This is a genomic window from Phenylobacterium sp. (assembly GCF_030646615.1).
In the GTDB taxonomy this organism is placed as follows: Bacteria; Pseudomonadota; Alphaproteobacteria; order Caulobacterales; family Caulobacteraceae; genus Phenylobacterium.
Window position 1 is genome coordinate 1 of record NZ_JAUSLG010000044.1, and the last position, 18,468, is coordinate 18,468.

Annotated in this window: 16 protein-coding genes and 1 tRNA gene; 9 read left to right on the forward strand and 8 right to left on the reverse strand. The window is 69.6% G+C overall.

Annotation, left to right across the window (positions count from 1 at the left end; translation table 11 throughout):
- On the forward strand, positions 1–242 hold a 242-nt coding region (locus Q7S93_RS07070), incomplete at its 5' end, for an amidohydrolase family protein (RefSeq protein ID WP_304713075.1).
- 43 nt (positions 243–285) lie between these two features.
- On the opposite strand, the gene Q7S93_RS07075 is transcribed toward Q7S93_RS07070, so the two are convergent.
- Complete coding sequence (locus Q7S93_RS07075; protein WP_304713077.1) at positions 286–909, reverse strand: FMN-dependent NADH-azoreductase; 624 nt, start codon at positions 907–909, stop codon at positions 286–288.
- Between the two features lie 109 nt (positions 910–1,018).
- Here Q7S93_RS07075 and Q7S93_RS07080 point away from each other — a divergent pair, with 109 nt between their 5' ends.
- Positions 1,019–1,948 (forward strand): LysR family transcriptional regulator, encoded by a 930-nt coding sequence (locus tag Q7S93_RS07080; RefSeq protein ID WP_304713079.1) that lies wholly within the window; start codon positions 1,019–1,021, stop codon positions 1,946–1,948.
- A 13-nt stretch (positions 1,949–1,961) separates the two neighbouring features.
- On the opposite strand, the gene Q7S93_RS07085 is transcribed toward Q7S93_RS07080, so the two are convergent.
- The 4 genes from Q7S93_RS07085 to Q7S93_RS07100 all read right to left on the reverse strand — a co-directional run bounded on the left by Q7S93_RS07085 (position 1,962) and on the right by Q7S93_RS07100 (position 5,374).
- Complete coding sequence (locus tag Q7S93_RS07085; protein WP_304713080.1) at positions 1,962–2,495, reverse strand: SRPBCC family protein; 534 nt, start codon at positions 2,493–2,495, stop codon at positions 1,962–1,964.
- Positions 2,492–2,833: an ArsR/SmtB family transcription factor gene (locus Q7S93_RS07090; protein WP_304713081.1), complete on the reverse strand. Its 342-nt coding sequence runs from the start codon at positions 2,831–2,833 to the stop codon at positions 2,492–2,494. The genes Q7S93_RS07085 and Q7S93_RS07090 overlap by 4 nt, the downstream gene beginning before the upstream one ends.
- Before the next feature lie 111 nt (positions 2,834–2,944).
- On the reverse strand, positions 2,945–4,762 hold the full coding sequence (locus Q7S93_RS07095) for a flavin-containing monooxygenase (RefSeq protein WP_304713083.1): 1,818 nt from the start codon (positions 4,760–4,762) through the stop codon (positions 2,945–2,947).
- Positions 4,763–4,900: 138 nt separating this feature from the next.
- Positions 4,901–5,374: a hypothetical protein gene (locus Q7S93_RS07100; protein WP_304713085.1), complete on the reverse strand. Its 474-nt coding sequence runs from the start codon at positions 5,372–5,374 to the stop codon at positions 4,901–4,903.
- A 142-nt stretch (positions 5,375–5,516) separates the two neighbouring features.
- On the opposite strand from Q7S93_RS07100, the gene Q7S93_RS07105 reads away from it, so the two are divergent.
- From Q7S93_RS07105 to Q7S93_RS07120, 4 genes are all read left to right on the forward strand, one after another.
- A complete protein-coding gene (locus Q7S93_RS07105) occupies positions 5,517–6,503 on the forward strand; it encodes a methyltransferase (RefSeq protein WP_304713086.1) in 987 nt (328 codons plus the stop codon).
- 118 nt (positions 6,504–6,621) lie between these two features.
- Positions 6,622–9,399 (forward strand): cyanophycin synthetase, encoded by a 2,778-nt coding sequence (gene cphA / locus Q7S93_RS07110; protein ID WP_304713088.1) that lies wholly within the window; start codon positions 6,622–6,624, stop codon positions 9,397–9,399.
- A 169-nt stretch (positions 9,400–9,568) separates the two neighbouring features.
- Positions 9,569–9,811, forward strand: coding sequence for a type II toxin-antitoxin system RelE family toxin (locus Q7S93_RS07115; protein WP_304713089.1), 243 nt, complete (start codon positions 9,569–9,571; stop codon positions 9,809–9,811).
- A gap of 14 nt (positions 9,812–9,825) precedes the next feature.
- Positions 9,826–10,230, forward strand: coding sequence for a helix-turn-helix domain-containing protein (locus tag Q7S93_RS07120; RefSeq protein ID WP_304713091.1), 405 nt, complete (start codon positions 9,826–9,828; stop codon positions 10,228–10,230).
- Between the two features lie 53 nt (positions 10,231–10,283).
- Here Q7S93_RS07120 and Q7S93_RS07125 read toward each other — a convergent pair.
- Positions 10,284–10,360: transfer RNA gene (locus tag Q7S93_RS07125), tRNA-Met, on the reverse strand.
- A 105-nt stretch (positions 10,361–10,465) separates the two neighbouring features.
- Between Q7S93_RS07125 and Q7S93_RS07130 the strand changes: the two genes are divergently transcribed.
- Genes Q7S93_RS07130 through Q7S93_RS07140 form a run of 3 tightly spaced genes read left to right on the forward strand, consistent with a single transcriptional unit; the run spans position 10,466 to position 14,488 of the window.
- The gene (locus Q7S93_RS07130) at positions 10,466–11,494 is read left to right on the forward strand and encodes a glycosyltransferase (protein ID WP_304713093.1); all 1,029 of its coding nucleotides are present in this window, start codon (positions 10,466–10,468) and stop codon (positions 11,492–11,494) included.
- On the forward strand, positions 11,494–13,194 hold the full coding sequence (gene asnB, locus Q7S93_RS07135; RefSeq protein ID WP_304713095.1) for an asparagine synthase (glutamine-hydrolyzing): 1,701 nt from the start codon (positions 11,494–11,496) through the stop codon (positions 13,192–13,194). Before Q7S93_RS07130 ends, asnB begins: the two co-directional genes overlap by 1 nt.
- A gap of 40 nt (positions 13,195–13,234) precedes the next feature.
- Positions 13,235–14,488, forward strand: coding sequence for a PQQ-dependent sugar dehydrogenase (locus Q7S93_RS07140; RefSeq protein WP_304713097.1), 1,254 nt, complete (start codon positions 13,235–13,237; stop codon positions 14,486–14,488).
- A gap of 168 nt (positions 14,489–14,656) precedes the next feature.
- Here Q7S93_RS07140 and Q7S93_RS07145 read toward each other — a convergent pair whose 3' ends face one another.
- Positions 14,657–15,778, reverse strand: coding sequence for an NAD(P)/FAD-dependent oxidoreductase (locus tag Q7S93_RS07145; protein WP_304713098.1), 1,122 nt, complete (start codon positions 15,776–15,778; stop codon positions 14,657–14,659).
- A 53-nt stretch (positions 15,779–15,831) separates the two neighbouring features.
- The coding region (locus Q7S93_RS07150; protein ID WP_304713100.1) for an indolepyruvate ferredoxin oxidoreductase family protein at positions 15,832–18,468 on the reverse strand (2,637 nt) is incomplete at its 5' end.

The window sequence follows — 18,468 nt, forward strand, 5'->3', positions numbered from 1 at the left end:
CCGAGCCGCCGGCGACCTCGGAGAGGCTGGCCGAGGAATGGCGCCCCTATGTGGAGACCGCCATCGAGGCCTTCGGCGCAGACCGCTGCATGTTCGAAAGCAACTTCCCGGTCGATGCGGGGACCTGCGACTACGCCACCCTCTGGAACGCCTTCAAGCGCTTGGCGGCGGACGCCTCGGCCGACGAAAAGGCGGCCCTGTTCCACGACACGGCGCGGCGGGTCTACCGGCTGGACGTCTGAACGGAGCGGCCGGCGCTGAGCCTGGCCGCTCCATTCGCCGCGTTCAGGCCGCGACCAGACCCTTGGCGAGCACCTCGGCCAGCCTGGCCTCGGCGCCTTCGATGGCGGCGGCCCGCGCCTCCGGCCCGAAGCCGATCTTCTCGGCATGGACGAAGGTGACGTCGCTCAGGCCGATGAAGCCCAGCAGGTGGCGCAGATAGGGCTCCTGGAAGTCGGCGATCTGGCCAGGGCCTTCGCTGTAGAGGCCGCCGCGGCTCTCGATGACGATGACGCGCTTGCCCTCCAGCAGGCCCTTCGGTCCGGCCTCGGAATAGGTGAAGGTCTCGCCGGCGCGCAGCACATGGTCGAGCCAGGCCCGCAGCGTGGTGGGCAGGCTGAAATTGTACATGGGCGCGCCGATGATGATCGTGTCGGCGGCGCGGAGCTCGGCGATCAGGGTGTCGGACAGGGCCCGGGCGGCATGTTCGGCCGGGGTCGAGGCGACGCCGCGGACGCCGGCCAGGGTGTCGCGCACAAGGTGCGGCACGGGGTCTTCGCCCAGTTCCCGGCGCACGACGGTGACGCCCGGATCGGTCCGCTGCACCGTGGCCACGGCGGCGGCGACCAGCTGGCGTGAGACCGACTGTTCGCCGGCCGAGGAGCTGTTGATTACGAGAAGGTTGGACATGACGCTCTCCTGTCGTTGGGGATTGTTCGATGTCCAGGAGGTGGCGTCTCGATATGCGCAACACTAGATAAGCTTTGTGGGAATGACCGTTCCGAAACAGGCAACAACCATGCTCGACCTGGAAGACGTCCGCACCTTTGTCGAAGTGGCCGAGTCCGGCGGCCTGACCCAGGCGGCCCGACGCCTCGACCTGTCCAAATCCATGATCAGCCGGCGCCTTTCCCGGCTGGAGGATGAGCTGGGCGCCCAGCTGCTGGCGCGCACAACCCGGGGCGTGGCGCTCACCGAGGCCGGGGCCACCTTTCGCCGCCACGCCGAGACCCTGCTGGCCGGTGCGGAAGCCGCCCGCGCCGCCGTCGCCCAGGGCGAGGAGGTCACCGGCCGCCTGCGGGTCGCCGCCCCTTTAAGCTTCGGCGCCACCCACCTCAGCTCTGTCCTGACCGAGCTCGCCCACCGTCATCCAAGGCTGGAGATCCAGGCCTCGTTCAGCGACCGCGTCGTCGATCTGGTGGGCGAACGCTTCGACGCCGCCATCCGCATCGGACGCCTGGCGGACTCAAGCCTGGTGGCCCGCAAGATCGCGACGATCGCCGCTGGCGTGGTGGCCAGCCCCGGCTATCTGGCGGCCCACGGGACGCCCCAGCGGCCCGAGGACCTGGCCAGCCACGCCGCGGTCGGCCAGCCGGACGAGGTCTGGCGCTTCGGCTCAGGCCCCCGCGCCCTGGCGATCCGCCCCAAGGCGCGCTTCCAGGCCGATAGCGGCCAGGCCCTGTTGGCGGCGGTCACCTCTGGGCTCGGGATCGCCGTCCTGCCCACCTTCCTCTGCGGTCACGCCATCGCCGCCGGTGAATTGAGCCTTCTCCTCCAGGATCATCCGATCCCGGAGGCGGGGCTCTATGTGGTGCGCCCTCCGCCGGCCGATCACGCCCCGCGCAAGGTCCAGGCCCTGACCCAGCTGATGCTGGAGCACTTCGGCGGTGAGCCGTCCTGGGACGCCTGCTACATGGCGCGAAAGGCGGCGGAAGGCCAAACACCCTGAGGTCCGACCGACCTCAGGCCGGCAGGCGGGCGTCGTATTCCGAACGCAGCCGGACCCAGTTGTCCCAGTGGGGCTTGGCCTTCCCGCCCGTCAGGTCGGCGGCCAGCACATCGATGTGGGCGTGCCAGCCGGCGCTCACATTCAGGAGGGACTCGCGGTCGGGCAGCCGTCGATGGATGACGCTCAGCAGCACGTCCACGCCCCGGGGCTCCAGGCCAAACTCGACCTCGCTCTGTACGCCCCAGGTGATGACCAGCCGGCGGGGCGGCTCCATGGCCACCACCTGGCTCGCCATTCGATGTTCGTCGGAGAAGCCTTCAGGCCGCGCGCCAGGCGGGTCCGTCAGTTCGTCATTGCGCCAGACCAGTTCGAAGGTTTCGCCGGTCTGGGCGGGCATGTCGCCAGACGCCAGCCAGCGCCGACGGAGTTCGGTCTGGGTCAGATAGTCCCAGACCCGCTCGATAGGGCCGGGCAGCAGGCGCTGGATCTTCAGAGTGGCGGGCTCGATCAGCGCGCCATAGGCGTCAAGGGTGGCAAGGTCGCTCATTTGTCTTCTCCTGTGGGCTTGGAAGTCGGTTGGGCGTCCTCCTGGCGCAGCAGGCCTTCGAGGACGTCGAGACGCTCGGTCCAGAAGCGCTGATAGACGCCGAGCCATTGGTGGGCGCTGGCCAGCGGGCCGGGATCGAGGCGACAGATGTGCGTGCGGCCGCGCACCTCGCGGGCGATCAGGCCCGCGCTCTCCAGGGTCTTGATGTGCTTGGAGGCGGCCGCCAGCGAGATGGCGAAGGGTTCGGCGAGCTGGCCGACCGTGCGCTCGCCCTCACTGAGCTCGCGCAGCATCCGGCGGCGCGTGGCGTCGCCGAGGGCGTGAAAGACGGTGTCCAACTGGGGTGCGGATAATTCAACCATAAGGTTGAATATATGCGCGCGGAATCAGATCGTCAACCATCTGGTTGAACGTTAGCCGACGACCCCTGGGGCCGTCGGCGCTCTGCCTCAGCGGAAGGTCAGGCCCTCGAAGGCGCCGGAGGCGCGCCAGCCGTCGATGTACTTGAAGAAGGCGCTCGCCCCGTGGGGATAGCCCACGTTCAGCCGCGCCGCCGGGCCGGGGTCCTGCCCCTCGTTGTTGTAGTAGCCCGGCGTGCAGTCTGGGGCCCCCAGCATCCGCCCCATGCCGGTGAGCAGCAGATCGACCCAGGCGGCCTGAGCCTCCGGCGTCGCCTCGACCTCCTTGGCGCCGCGGTCCAGGGCGTGGCGGACGGTCATGGCGATGGTGCGACCGGACTCCGTCAGATTGTGCGGAATGTTGGAGATCAGGTTCGCTCCCTGGGTCGGCTGGACGAAGAAGGCGTTGGGGAAGTCGCGCACATGGATGCCGTGCAGGCTCTTCATGCCCTCCCCCCAGGCCTCGGACAGTTTCAGCCCGCCGCGGCCGGTCAGGTCGAAGCCCGCCCGGCGGGTATATTCGGTGCCGACCTCGAAGCCCGAGGCGTAGATGATGCAGTCGACCTCATATTCGACCCCGGCGACCACGAAGCCCTTCTCGGTGATGGCCTCCACCCCTTGGCCGTCAGTATCGATCAGCTGCGTGCCGGGCGCGTTGAAGGCCTGCAGATAGGCGTCGTGGAAGCAGGGCCGCTTGCAGAGCTGCCGGTACCAGGCCTTGAGCTTCTGGGCGGTCTCGCCGTCCTGGACGATGGAGTCCACCCGGGCGCGGATCTCATCCATCTTCTCGAAGTCGGAATCCTCGAAGGCCGCCAGCATATTGTGGGGCGTGCGCTGTTCGGGGGGCAGCTCGTTGATCCTGCTGCGGATGCGGCGGGACAGGTCCGTCCAGCCATCCATCACCAGGTCTTCCTCGGTGATGTTACCGCCCTGATTGGCGGTGAAGTTCTCCAGCCAGCGCTGCTGCCAGCCCGGTGTGGCGATTTCGGCGAACCAGTCGGGATCGATGGGGGCGTTGGCGCGCACATCCACGGAGGACGGCGTCCGCTGGACCACATAGAGGGTCTGGCAGGCCCGGGCGAGGTGGGGCACGGCCTGGACCGAGGTGGCTCCGGTGCCGATGATCGCCACCCGCTTGTCAGCCAGTTTCTCCAGCGGCGCGCCCAAGGGGTCGCCGCCGGTATAGTCATAGTCCCACCGGCTGGTGTGGAAGGAATGTCCCTTGAAGGTCTCGATGCCCGGAATGCCCGGCAGCTTGGGGACGTGCAGGGGCCCCGTCCCCAGGCCGATGAAGCTGGCGGTGAAGGCGTCGCCGCGGTTGGTGAGGATCACCCAGCGGCTCTGGCCCTCATCCCAGGACAGATCCTCAACCTCGGTGTGGAACAGGGCGTTGTCATAGAGGCCGTACTGACGGCCGATCCGCTGGCACTGTTCGAGAATTTCCGGGGCATGAGCGTATTTCTCGCTCGGCATGTGCCCGGTCTCTTCCAGCAGCGGCATGTAGATCATCGAGGCCGTATCGCACTGGGCACCGGGATAGCGGTTCCAGTACCAGGTGCCGCCGAAGTCGCCGCCCTTCTCGATGATCCGCACGTCGGTGACGCCGGCCTCCACCAGCCGCGCCCCGGTCACCAGGCCCGCAAAGCCGCCGCCGATGAAGGCGAAGGTGACATGGTCGGTCCTGGGCTCGCGCTCCACCCGGGGCGTATAGGGGTCTTCCAGATAGTGGGAGAGCCGGCCCTTCAGCTCCAGATACTGGTCGTTGCCGTCGGCCCGCAGGCGCTTGTCCCGCTCGGCGACGTACTTGGCGAGCAGGGCGTCCTTGTCGATCGTCCGTCCAGCCGTACCGGCCTGCGTTTCGGATCCCATCTGCGCCACCTTCAAATCCCGGAAAAACACCGTCGGATCGACGACCGGCCGAGGCGAAAAGTCGTCCCGGCCGGCTCTCAAGGCTTCGAATGTAAAGTACGCAGGCGACCATCGCCAAGGGCCTAGGGCCGTTGGGCCTCAGGGTTTGCGGGGTGCGGCCGCGCGGGGGTCGGTGGCGCAGCTGACCTCGCCATCGCGGATCGTCACGATGGCCGGCTTGCCGACGCCGGGACGGAAGGTGGTCACCTGGTCGTCCACCGTCACCTGCACGAAGTCCGGGCCGGTAAAGTGACAGGCGTGATAGATGCCGCCGCCCGGCAGGGCGGTCTTGTAGACCTGCACGCAGTTGACGTGACCAAACCAGCGGCCGAGCGTCGCGCCGCCATAGTCGAAGGTCAGGAGTTCGGGACGGCTCTTGGAGACCGGTAGAGGCCCGTCCCACACCGGGCATTCGGGGCCGCGCGGGGTCCAGTCGGCGGCCGAGGCCGTGCGCTGCTGGCCCAGCATCGCCAGCACCCCGCCGATCAGCACCACGGCGGCGAGACCGACGACCCCCAACTGGACAAGGCCGCGGCCCTTCTTCACCGGGGCGTCATACACATTCCGCGCCATCACAGGACTCCATCTGAACCGAGGGCGCACAAGGCCGACTGAGGCGCGAAAAGGCAAGACCGCCGATGGCGTGGCCGGCCCCAGGGGGTGAGTGCGGCCGGAACCGGGGCGCCCACCGCGAGTTAAGCCCGCGCTTAAGCCCATGAGGTCGATGGACGTGCAGGCTCTACCCGCCAACCTTGATGCGCATAGCGATGACGAGCGCGCCCTGGGCGCCCTGCTCAATCTGCTGCGGCAGGCCGACTACCACTTCGTCACGCCATCTCCGGCCACCCATCGCCGGGTCCTGCGGCGGGACGCCAAGCCCGTCGCCCAGACCCTGCGGGACGTGTTCGGCTGGAGCCTGCCCTTCCAGCCCGACCTGCTATCCAACGCCCTGCTAGACGCCCTCTGGGCCGCCGACCTGCTCCACCATGACGACGGCCTGCTGCGCAGCCGCGTGCGGGTGTCGTCCCTGGGAGCCCACCTCTTCCTGCACTCGGCCTTTCCGACCACGGCGGAGGACGCCGTCTTCTTTGGCCCCGACACCTACCGCTTTGCGAACTTCCTGACCGCCGAACTGGCCGGTTCCGCCCCGGTCGGCCTGCTTGTCGACATCGGAGCCGGCTCGGGCGCCGGCGCCGTCGTCGCGGCCGATCTTGCTCGCCCCGCCCGCACCCTCCTGACCGACCTCAATCCCCTCGCCCTGCGGCTGGCCCGCGCCAATGCGGCCAGCGCAGGCCAGGAGGTGGAGACGGTGCTCGGGGACGGTCTGGGCGGCGTGAGCGGCCCCATCGACCTCGCCATCGCCAACCCGCCCTTCATCGCCGGCGATAACGGACGCGCCTATCGGGACGGCGGCGACCTGCACGGAGCGAGGATCTCCCTCGACTGGACCCTGGCGGCGGCGCAGCAGCTGGCCCCCGACGGCCGGCTGCTCCTCTATACGGGCAGCGCCATCGTCGAGGGCCGGGACCTGTTCCGCCAGGCGGTGAAGGCCGAGCTGGCCGACAGCGGCTTTGAGATCGCCTATCGGGAACTGGATCCTGACATCTTCGGCGGCCAGCTCTCCGACCCGGCCTATGCCGATGTGGAACGGATTGCAGCGGTCGGTCTGAGCGTCCGCCGCCGGGGCGTTTCGGCGGTCTGAGCGTCGGGCTGTCGACTTAACCCAAGGTCCTCTGCAACCTTTTTACGCGCAGACCGCCCACCCCTGGAACCGTCCCCTTCGGCTTCCGTTTGCCGCGAGCACTCCGGGAGGGCGCGCCATGAAACACGAGACGCCCACGGCCGCCGAAATCTCCGACGTCGTGCTGGCTGACCCGCCCACGCCGGTAAGCGCCCTGCGCCCGATGGCGCTGTTGGAAAGGGCGGTCTATCGCGGCCCCAACCTCTATAGCCGCACGCCGATGATCCGCGTTCAGGTGGATCTGGGTTCCCTGGAGGCCTTCCCCACCAACACCCTGCCGGGCCTGTCCGAACGGCTGATGACCGCCCTGCCCGGCCTTGCCGACCATGGCTGCAGCTGCCGCGCGGCCGGCGGATTCCCCAGGCGGCTGCGGGACGGCACCTGGCTTGGTCATGTGGCCGAGCACATCGCCCTGGAACTCCAGGCCCTGGCCGGCCAGCCCATGGCGCGGGGCAAGACGCGGTCCGTAAAGGGCCGCCCCGGCGTCTACAACGTCATGTTCGCCTATGAGAATGAGGTCCTGGGCCTGAAGGCCGCGGAATTCGCCTTCCGCTGGCTCAACCAGCAATTGCCCCTCGACTTGCAGGGCCTTCAGGGGCTCGAGGTGCTGAATCGCGCGGCGGAGCCCGGCCCCATCGATCTGGATGAGGCCCTGGCCGAATTGCGCCGACTGGCGCGGGCCAGCGCACTCGGCCCCACCACACGCGCCCTGGTGGCCGAGGCCCGTCGGCGGGGCATTCCGGTGCAGCGGCTCGATGAATTCAGCTTCGTCCAGCTGGGTCACGGCAGCCATCAGGCCCGCCTGCGCGCCAGCGTCACCCACCAGACCTCGCACATCGCCGTGGCCACCGCCGCCGACAAGGCCCTGACCAAGGCCCTGCTGGCCGCCTCCGGCCTGCCGCCCCCGCGCGGCGTGGTCGTCCGCAGCGCCGAGGAAGCGGTCGCCGCCGCATCGCGCCTGACCTACCCACTGGCCGCCAAGCCGCTGGACGGCAATCACGGCCGCGGCGTGAGCCTGGACCTGACCTCCCCCGAGGCCGTCCGCTGGGGCTTCGATCAGGCCGCCCTCCATGGGCGCAAGGTGATCCTGGAAGAGATGCTCCCCGGCCGCGACCATCGCGTCCTGGTGGTCGAGGGCCGCGTCGTCGCCATCGCCGAGCGCATGCCCGCCAGCGTCATCGGCGACGGGGTTTACGCCATCGAGGAGCTCATCGCTCGCGTGAACCAGGACCCTCGCCGCGGCCATGGCCACGAACAGGCCCTGACCCGCATCGTCATCGACGACCACCTGCGGGAGCGCCTGGACCGCGCAGGCCTGACCCTCGCCTCTGTCCCAGCCCTGGGCCAGCAGGTCATTCTTCGGGCCACGGCCAACCTCTCGACCGGCGGCACGGCCATCGACCGCACCGACGTCGCCCACCCCGACAACATCGCCATCGCCGAGCAGGCCGCCGCCGTCATCGGCCTCGATGTGGCGGGCATCGACTTTCTCGCCCCCGACATCACCCGCTCTGTGCGCGAAACCGGGGGCGGGATCATCGAGGTGAACGCCGCCCCGGGCCTGCGCATGCACCTGGAGCCGTCCGAGGGCCAGCCCCGCGACGTGGCTGGGCCGGTGATCCGCAGCCTCTATCCCCCCGGCTCGCGGGCGCGGATCCCGATCTTCGCCATCACCGGCACCAACGGCAAGTCGACCACCACCCGCATGGTGGCGCGGATCCTGCGCGCCCAGGGCCTGAACGTCGGCTGCGCCACGACGACCGGCGTCTATCTCAATGACGACCTGATCCTGGCCGCCGACGCCAGCGGCCCCAAGAGCGCCCGCATGCTGCTGCGCCACCCCAAGGTGGACGCCTGCGTGTTCGAGGTGGCCCGCGGCGGCGTGCTGCGCGAGGGGCTCGGCTTCGACGCCTGCGATGTGGGGGCGGTCCTGAACGTCACCGCCGACCATCTGGGCCTGAAGGGCGTCGAGACTCTGGCCGACCTGGCCGCGGTCAAGGAGGTGGTGGTGGCCAATGTGCGGCGCCGGGGGTTCAGCGTGCTCAACGCCGACGACTCCTTGACCCAGCGCATGGCTCGCCGGGCGCGGGGCGCGCCGGTCTATTTCTCCCTGCGGGGCGGCGAGGACATGCCGGCCTTCCTGGCCCAGCACATCGCCGAAGGCGGCCTGGCGGTGGTCCATCTTCCCGGTCCCTTTGGCGGACAGGTGGTGGTCCACCATGAGGGCGCGGCGACGCCCCTGATGGCCGTGGCCGACGTGCCGGCCAATCTCGGCGGGGCCGCCGGCTTCAACATCCAGAACACCCTGGCCGCCGCAGCCATGACCTTCGCCCAAGGCGTCCCCCCCGACGCCATCGTGGCGGGGCTGAGGGGCTTCACCTCCAGCTTCGACCAGAACCCCGGCCGGCTGAACATCAACGACCGCCACGCCTTTCGGGTGATCCTCGACTACGCCCACAACCCGGCCAGCCTGGGCGCCCTGGCGCAGATGATCGACCTGATGCGGCCGGCCTATCGCCGGGTGATCGGCATGGTCAGCATTCCCGGCGACCGCCGCGACGAGGACATCCTGGCCATGGGCGCCATCGCCGCCCGCACCTTCGACGACCTGGTCTTCCGCGAGGCGCCCGACGGCCGCGGCCGCGCCTGTGGCGAGGTCAACAGCCTGCTCACCGACGGCGCCCTGCAGGCCGGCTTCCCCAGCCAGAACCTGCACCGCGTCCTCGACGAACACGACGCCGCCCAGGCCTGCCTGGCCATGGCCAGACCCCTCGACCTCGTCGTCCTGCTGCCCTCGGACATCAACGGCGTCTGGGCCCAGGTCGAAGCGTTTCGCCCGGCCAGCCCGCCCCAGTGACAGCGGAGGGCCGGCGAAGGGTGATCGTCTGGGGCGCCAAGTCCTCACAGTTCGCCGGGCGCGGAAGCCCCCAGGCCGTTCTGGCGTGGTCAAAGCCCTAATCAAAATATCTCTATAGGCGATATTTTCTTGCGGCAATATCGCGTCTCGATATACTCGAGCGCATCTCATGAAGACGATCCTTTACACCTCGACGGCGCGCAAAGCCCTGATGGCCCTGCAGCCGAAGGTTCGTGATCGCCTCCGGACGAAGCTGATCCGGTATGCGGAGAGCGGCGCCGGCGATGTCACGAAACTGCAGGGTGTCGAGGGGGCTCGCCTTAGGGTTGGCGAGTATCGGATCGTCCTGGTCGAAACCGAGGACACCATCGAAGTCCGCGCGATCGGCCATCGCAGAGAAATTTATCGCTGAAAGGAGCGACGCACATGGGCGCTGTCCAATTTATCCAGACCGATGCCGGCGAGGAACTCGCGATCCTATCCCGGGCCGAATACGAACTGCTGCTCGCGCGAGCCGGAGACCCGGCGGCCGAAGACCTCGCGGCGACCGCGATCGTCACGAGGTCCAACGAAGACCTGGCGCGAGGAGCCGATGTCGCCATGCCGGAAGAGGTTTGGGAGGCGATTGAAGGCGGGACGCATCCCGTGGCGGCCATCCGTCAGTGGCGCCGCATGACGCAAGTCCAGCTCGCCAAGGCCAGCGGCGTCAGTCAGGGGTTTTTGTCCGAGCTGGAGCAGGGCCAGAAGACGATTTCAATTTCTACGACTCAGAAGCTGGGTCGCGCCCTTGACGTGCCATGGAGTGTTCTGGCGCCTGACCAAAAGCGGTGACACGCCGGTGATCTTCGCCCGGAATCCGCCGACCCGACCATGTGGGGGACAGGTGGTAGCTGGGGGCGGGCTCGAACCGCCGACCTGTGGGTTATGAATCCACCGCTCTAACCAGCTGAGCTACCCAGCCACGGGTTCGCGCCGCTGACGCGCGAGGCGCGGGTTATAGGGATTTCGGATCGGCGCATCAAGCGGCTTGGGCGCAGGGCAAAGCGAGGCTAGGTTCGCGCCCGCCATGAGCGTGCTTCATCTTCTGGGAACGGCCGGCGAAGGCGGGGCGGAGACCTATTTCGTCGACCTCGTCCGCGCCCTTGCCAGCGACGGCGTGGCCCAGGCCGCGGCCCTGCGCCCCCACGCCCGGCGGGAGGCTGAGCTGGCGCAGGCCGGCGTCGCCGTGGAGACCTTCGGCTTCGGCGGCCCGCTGGACCTGCTGACTCGGCGCCAGGTGGCGGGGTTTGCGGCCCGCCGGGACGTGAGCGTCGCGCTGGCCTGGATGAACCGTGCAGCCCGCCATACGCCCAAGGGGCCGTGGGCGCGGATCGGCCGGCTGGGGGGCTATTACAAGCTCAAATACTATGCCGGCTTCGACTTCCTGGTGGCCAACACCGAGGACATCGCCGACTGGGTGGTGGCTCAGGGCTGGCCGGCGGGCAAGGTCGCCTGCATCCCCAACTTCGCCGAGGCGCCGGATGAGGCTGCGCCGGCCGAGCGGGCGGCGCTCTCCACCCCGGCCGACGCCCCCCTGCTGCTGGCCATGGGCCGGCTGCACGAGGCCAAGGCCCATGACGTCACGCTCAATGCGCTGACCCGCCTGCCGGCGGCCTATCTCTGGATCGCCGGCACAGGCCCGGAAGAGGCGCGGCTGAAGGCCCTGGCCGTGGCCTTAGGGGTAGCCGACCGGGTGCGGTTCCTGGGCTGGCGCAACGATCCCTCGGCGCTCTATCGGGCGGCCGATGTCTGCGTCTTTCCCTCCCGCTACGAGCCCCTGGGCAATGTGGTGATCCAGGCCTGGGCCCACGGCCTGCCGGTGGCCGCCGCCGCCAGTCAGGGGCCGGGCGCCCTGATTCGGCACGGCGAGGACGGCCTGCTGGTCCCCATCGATGACGCCGAGGCCCTGGCCACCGCCGTCGGCCGGCTGCTGGACGATCCCATGCTGCGCATCCGCCTGGCCCAGAACGGCCTGGAACGGGTGGAGGCGGAGTTTTCCCAGGGCGCGGTCGTGGCCCAGTGGCGCGACCTCTTCGCCCGGTTCGGAGCCGACTGATGTGCGGCATCGCCGGGATCCTGGACGGCGAGGCCTCGGCCCGGCCGCTGATCGAGGCCATGACCCACCGCGGCCCCGACGGCGTCCGGGTGGAGGAGACGCCCGGCCGCTCGCTGGCCCATGCGCGGCTGTCGATCATCGACCTGGAGGGCGGCTGGCAGCCCCTGCATGCCGCCGGCGGGACGGTCATCGGCAATGGGGAGATCTACAACTATCTGGAGCTGGCTCAGGCGTTCGACCTGGCGGACGCGCTCTCCACCGGCTCGGACTTCGAACCCCTGCTGCACCTCTATGCGCAGGAGGGGCCCGCGGCCTTTCACCGGCTGCGGGGCATGTACGCCTTCTGCCTGGCCGGCGCCGATGGCCGCACCTGGCTGGTGCGCGACCCCTTCGGCATCAAGCCGCTCTATGTGATGGAGCTGGAGAGCGGTCTGGCCTTCGCCTCGGAGGCCGGCGCCTTCCTGGCCGCGGGCCTGGCGCCCCGGGCCATTCGCGCGGACGCCGCCCGCGAACTCCTGGCCTTCAATTACACCCTGGGCGAGGAAACCATCTTCCCGGGCGTCCAGCGCCTGGCGCCGGGCGCGATCGTCCAGGTGATCGAGGGCCGGCTGGTTCCCCATGAGGTCCGCCCCGCCCTGCCCCCGGCCCGCACGCCGCCCTTCGCCAGCGATGAGGCGGCCCTGGTCGCCCGGCTCGACGCCGTGCTGGAGGACAGCGTCCGGGTCCATCAGCGGGCCGACGTGCCCTATGGCCTCTTCCTGTCCGGCGGCATCGACTCCGCCGCCATCGCCACCCTGATGGCCCGGCTGAACAGCCGGCCGGTCACCGCGTTTACCTGCGGCTTCGACGCGCCGGACGCCCGGGACGAGCGGGCCCAGGCCGAGCGGGTGGCCCGGGCGCTGAACCTCGACTGGCGGGAGACCACCTTCGGCGAGGACGACTTCTGGTCCCTCCTGCCCCAGGTCGCCGCCGCCCTGGACGATCCCACCGCCGACTACGCCACCCTGCCCACCTTCAAGCTGGCCCAGGCGGCCAAGGGGACCCTGACCGTCGTGCTGACCGGCGAGGGGGGCGATGAGCTGTTCGGCGGCTATGGCCGCTATCGCCGCGCCCTGCGCCCCGGCTGGCTGGGGGGGCGTCCGGCCGAGCCCCGCGACGCCGATCCCGCCGTGCTGGCCCGCTGGCGCGCCCAGGCCCAGGGGCCCGAGGGCCTCACCCGCCTGCAGCAAGCCCAGTACGCCGACATCGCCACCTGGCTGCCCAATGACCTGCTGACCAAGCTCGACCGCTGCTTGATGGCCCATGGTCTGGAGGGGCGCACGCCGTTTCTCGACGTCGCCGTGGCGTCCTTCGCCTTTGCGCTCCCCGACCGGTTCAAGGTCCGCGGCCGCTATGGCAAGTGGCTGGTGCGCAAGTGGCTGGAAGGCGTTTGTCCCGCGGCTGCGCCCTGGGCGCGCAAGCAGGGCTTCACCGTCCCCGTCGCCGCCTGGATCGCGCCGCGGGCCGAGGCCATCGCCGAGCGGATCGGCGACGTCGCCGCCGTCCGCGCCATCATGAGCGCTGATGAGGCCCAGGCGGTGTTTCGCGCCGACGACGATCCGCGCCGCTGGCCTCTGCTCTTCCTTGCCGTCTGGTCGCGCATCCATGTCGAGGGCGCGAGCCTAACGGAAGCGTTAGATGGCGTGGCTGGAACGAACTGAGCCGTTCAGGCGCTCAAAGCTCGACCAGAGGGAGACCGTCATGAAACACTTGCTTCTCACCACGGCGCTCGCCGCCGCCCTGGCCGCCTGTGGCGGCGCTGACAGCGCCGCCCAATCGCAGGCCGCAGCGCAGACCACCAGCGGCCAGCCCTGGGAAACCCGGCCAGCCAATGCGCCCTCCCAGACGCCGGCCTTCCCCGGCCAGACAAGGGCGCCGGAGGTCTCGGCTGACGTGGCCTTCGAGGCCGAGACCGTCGCCGAGGGCCTGAACAAGCCCTGGGCCATCGCCTTCCTGCCCGACGGTCGGATGCTGGTGACCGAAAAGCCCGGCCGCCTGCGGATCGTGACGGCGCAGGGCCAGCTCTCCGAGCCAGTCTCGGGCCTGCCGGAGGTGGACGCCCGCGACCAGGGCGGCCTGCTGGACGTGGCGCTGGATCCTGAGTTCGCCACGAACAACCTGATCTATTGGAGCTATGCCGAGCCCCGCGGAAACGGGACCAATTCCACCGCCGTGGCCCGGGGCGAGCTCGTGGAGGACGGCGGCGCCGCGCGCGTCGAGAACGTCCAGGTCATCTTCCAGCAGCAACCGGCGCTGGCGTCCACCAAGCACTATGGCAATCGCCTGGTCTTTGACCGGGACGGCCATCTGCTGATCAGCCTCGGCGAGCGCTCGATCCTGGAGGGCCGCGTCCAGGCCCAGGACATGAACTCGGCCCTGGGCAAGGTCGTCCGCATCAACCGCGACGGCTCTATCCCCGCCGACAACCCCTTCGTCGGCCAGGATGGCGTGCGCCCCGAGATCTTCGCCTCGGGCGTCCGCAACGTCCAGGCGGCCGCCCTGCATCCCGAAACCGGCAAGCTCTGGGAAATCGAGCACGGCGCCCGCGGCGGCGATGAGCTGAACATCATCGAGGCGGGCAAGAACTATGGCTGGCCGACCATCGCCTACGGCCTGGAATACGCCGGCGGCGCCATCGGCCAGGGGCGAACCGCTCAGGAGGGCATGGAGCAGCCCGCCTATTACTGGGATCCGGTGATCGGCCCCTCGGGCATGGTCTTCTACCAGGGCGATCTGTTCCCGGCCTGGCAGGGCAGCCTGTTCGTCGGCGCCCTGCGCGACAAGCATCTGGTCCGCCTGACCCTGGACGGCGAACGGGTCAGCGGCGAGGAGCGCCTGCTGGTGGATCTGGGCGAGCGCATCCGCGAGGTCGAGGTCGGCCCCGACGGGGCGATCTATGTGGCCACCGACAACGAACAGGGCCGCATCCTGAAGCTGGTTCCCAGGGCGGACTAAGGACCAAGCCTGTTGGATGCAGCGGTGGCCAGACTCTGCGTCCTTCGAGGCTCGCTCCGCTCGCACCTCAGGATGAGGAAGTCTGTGGTGAGGCCTCTCATTCCGTCCTCATCCTGAGGCGCCCGCGCCAGCGGGCCTCGAAGGACGAGGGCGGTTGAGCGGCGTGGCCTAAGCCCCAGCCAACCCCAGCCTTCCGGCCACCTCTTCCCCGATCGCGAGGGACGAGGTGAGGCCGGGGCTTTCGATGCCGAACAGCGCGACCAGACCCTCCAGGCCGTGGGTCTCTGGGCCGTCGATGCGGAAGTCCGAATGCGGCTCGCCCGGCCCGTGCAGCTTGGGCCGGATGCCCGCATAGTCGGGGCTCAGCGCCTCGTCGGGCAGGCCCGGCCAGAACCTGCGCACCTTGGCGTAGAAGCCCGCCGCTGCGTCGGGCTCGACGCTATAGTCCAGCTCATCGACGAAGATCAGGTCGGGGCCAAACACCGCCTGCCCGCCCAGGTCGCGGCGGTAGTGGGTGCCGAGCGCCCCGGGGATCGGCGGCGGATAGATCAGCCGGGCGAAGGGCGCCTTGCCCTGCAGGCGGAAATAGCGGCCCTTGCCATAGTGGCCAGGCGGGATCTCGGCCTTGGGGAAGCCCTCGATATGGCTGGCCACGGCCTGGGCCGACAGACCCGGGGCGGTGATCAGCACGCGCACGGTCAGCGTGGTCGGCTCGGCGCCTCCGGCCCGCACCTTCCAGCCGCCGCCGACGATCGCCTCGGCCCCTTCGAACGGCGTGGAGACCACCACCGCCCCGCCGGCCGCCTCGATCTCGCCTTGCAGGGCCAGCATATACCCATGGCTGTCGAACACCCCGCTCTGGGGTGAGATCAGGGCCGCGTCGCAGGCCAGCTCCGGCTCCAGCGCCAGGGCCTGCGCCCGGGTCAGCTGCGCCATGTCCTCGACGTCGTTGGTCCTGGCCTGTTCGAGGATGGGCTCGAGCCGGGCGACCTCTTCGGGGCCATTGGCCACCACCAGCTTGCCGCAGCGGTCGAAGGCGACATTGCGCGCCTCCAGGAACGGATAGAGCATGCGGCGCCCCTGCACGCAGAGCCGCGCCTTCAGCGAGCCGGTGGGGTAGTAGAGCCCCCCGTGGATGACCTCGGAATTGCGCGAGGACACGCCCTGGCCGATGGCCGCATCGGCCTCCAGCACGACAGCGGTCATCCCCCGCCGGGCCAGCGCATAGCCGCAGGCCAGACCCACGGCGCCGGCCCCGACCACCAGGGCGTCGAAATCGAAATCAGCCATGCCCCTGGCTAACCCGTGGCGGCGGCGTGGGGAACCGGATTTCGCAAGGTTCTCTAAGCCGCCGCCGTCACCTCGGCCTCGTTCCATTGACGCCAGAGCGCCTGGGCCTTGGCCTTGGCTGGTTCGACCGAGGCCTGCTTGATATGGCCAAAGCCGCGGATCTGCTGCGGAACCTGGGCGATCTCGACCGCAAGGACCAGGCGTTCCGGCGTCAGTTCGCGGGCGATACGGTCCAGCTCGGCCTCATAGTCGGCGATCAGTCCGCGCTCCATCTTCCGTTCCCCGGTGCGGCCAAAGGGATCCAGCGCCGTGCCCCGCAGGCCCTTCAGCCGGGCCAGGACCGGGAAGCCATAGTCCAGCATCCAGCCGCCGAAGGCGATCTTGCGCGGGTTTCCCTGATCGTCCTTGCGGCTGAGGATCGGCGGCGCCAGCCACACCTTGGCCTTGCCGCCCTTGAAGGTCTGGCTGCGATAGGCGTCGAACCGACCGTCCCCATAGAGCCTGGCCACCTCGTACTCGTCCTTATAGGCCATCAGCTTGTAGAGGTTGATCGCCACGGCCCGGGTCAGGGCCTCGGAGCCCAGCGGCGCCTCCAGGCGCTGGATGGCCTCCACGCGCTCCTGATAGCGCCTCGCATAGGCCAGGTTCTGATAGGCGGTCAGTTCGCGGACACGGTGGGCGATCAGCTCAGGCAATGGCAGGGTTTCCGGCGTGGCCACATCGGCCTCCGCCTTGCCCCGGCTGGCGGGATCATGGGCCGCCCGGCGGCCCAGTTCGAAGGCCTGCAGGTTCTCCTCCGCCGCCACCCCGTTCAGCCGGATAGCGCGATAGAGGGCGCGGCTGGAGATGGGGATCACCCCCTTCTGCCAGGCGAAGCCCAGCATGATCATCGTGGCGTAGATGGCGTCCCCCAGCTCGGTCTCGGCCATGGGGTGGGCGGGCGTCTCGTCATAGGTCTTGGCGGCGGCGGCGATCCGCCGGGCCATGCCGCCGGCGTCAAAGCGCACGTCCCGGTCGGTGACGAAGTCGGCGGTCGGCGACAGGTCGGCGTTGCCGAAGGCGACCGTGCGATCCTTGGCGTAGAGGGCCAGCGCGTCGGCGCCGGCCGCCACCATGACGTCGCAGGCGATCAGCACATGGGCGCTGGCCGCGGGCGTGCGGCCGCCGACGATGCTGTCTTCATCCTCGCCGATGCGGACATGGCTGAACACCGCCCCGCCCTTCTGGGCCAGGCCCGTCATGTCGACGACGGACGCCGCCTTGCCGTCCACATGGGCGGCCATGGCCAGGATCGAGGACGTGGTGGTCACCCCTGTGCCGCCAACGCCGGTGAACACGATATTGCGCACGCCGGGCGTGGGCTCGAAGGTCGGCAATGGCGTGGAGTCCGCCGTGAGCGCCGGCAGGCGGGCCGCATGGGGGTTCTCGGCGCCCTCCAGGGTGATGAAGGAGGGGCAGAAGCCGTCCAGGCAGGAATAGTCCTGGTTGCAGGTGGACGGATTGATCCTGCGCTTGCGGCCAAACTCGGTGTTCAGCGGCTCGACGGAGACGCAGTTGGACGCTCTGGAGCAGTCGCCGCAGCCCTCGCAGACCAGGGGATTGATGATCACCTTCTGCTCGGCGGCCACCAGGGTCCCGCGCTTGCGCCGCCGACGCTTCTCGGTGGCGCAGACCTGATCATAGAGCAGGACGGTGACGCCGGGCGTATCGCGAAGCTGGCGCTGGACGGCCATCAGCTCGGCCCGCGGCCTGACCTCGACGCCGGGGGCCAGGTCCTTGACGCCCTCATAGCGGTCAGGATCGTCGGCGACGATGACCGTGCGGGCCACCCCTTCGGCGGCCAGCTGCCGGGTGATCTGGGCGGGCGTGAAGCCGCTCTCGGCCGCCTGACCGCCGGTCATGGCCACGGCGTCGTTGAACAAGAGCTTGTAGGTGACGTTGGCCTCGGCCGCGACGGCCGCGCGGATGGCGAGCGAGCCGGAGTGGTTGTAGGTGCCATCCCCCAGATTGACGAAGACGTGCTTCTCGGTGGTGAAGGGCGCGGCCCCGACCCAGCTCAGGCCCTCGCCGCCCATATGGCTGTTCAGGTCGGTATTGGGGTCGGTGAAGCTGGCCATGTAGTGGCAGCCGATGCCGGCCAGCGCCCGGGACCCTTCCGGCAGACGGGTCGAGGTGTTGTGCGGGCAGCCCGAGCAGAAGAAGGGCTTGCGCTGCTGGTCCGACGACAGGCTGACGGCGGCGACACCGGCGGCCGAGACCCGGTTCAGATAGTCATAGACCCCGTCCATGTGCGGACCCGGCGGCAGGCGGTCGGCGATGGCCAGCGCCACCTCGGCCACCGACAGGGCGCCCAGGTCCGACAGCAGCGGATGGCCCTGCTCGTCGGTCTTGCCGATGATCCTCGGGCGGGCCTGGGCCGGCAGGTCATAGAGGGCGGCGCGGGCCTGGACCTCGATCAACGGGCGCTTGTGCTCGATGACCATCATGGTCTCGAGGCCGGCGGCGAACGCGCGCAGGCCGGTCGGCTCCAGCGGCCAGGGCATGCCGACCTTGTAGATCGACACGCCGAGATCGGCCGCCTCACCCGAGCTGACGCCCATGGCGGCGAAGGCTGCGATCACGTCCTTATAGGCCTGGCCCTGGCAGACGATGCCCAGGCGCGGCCGCGGCGAGGCCAGCGTCACCCGGTC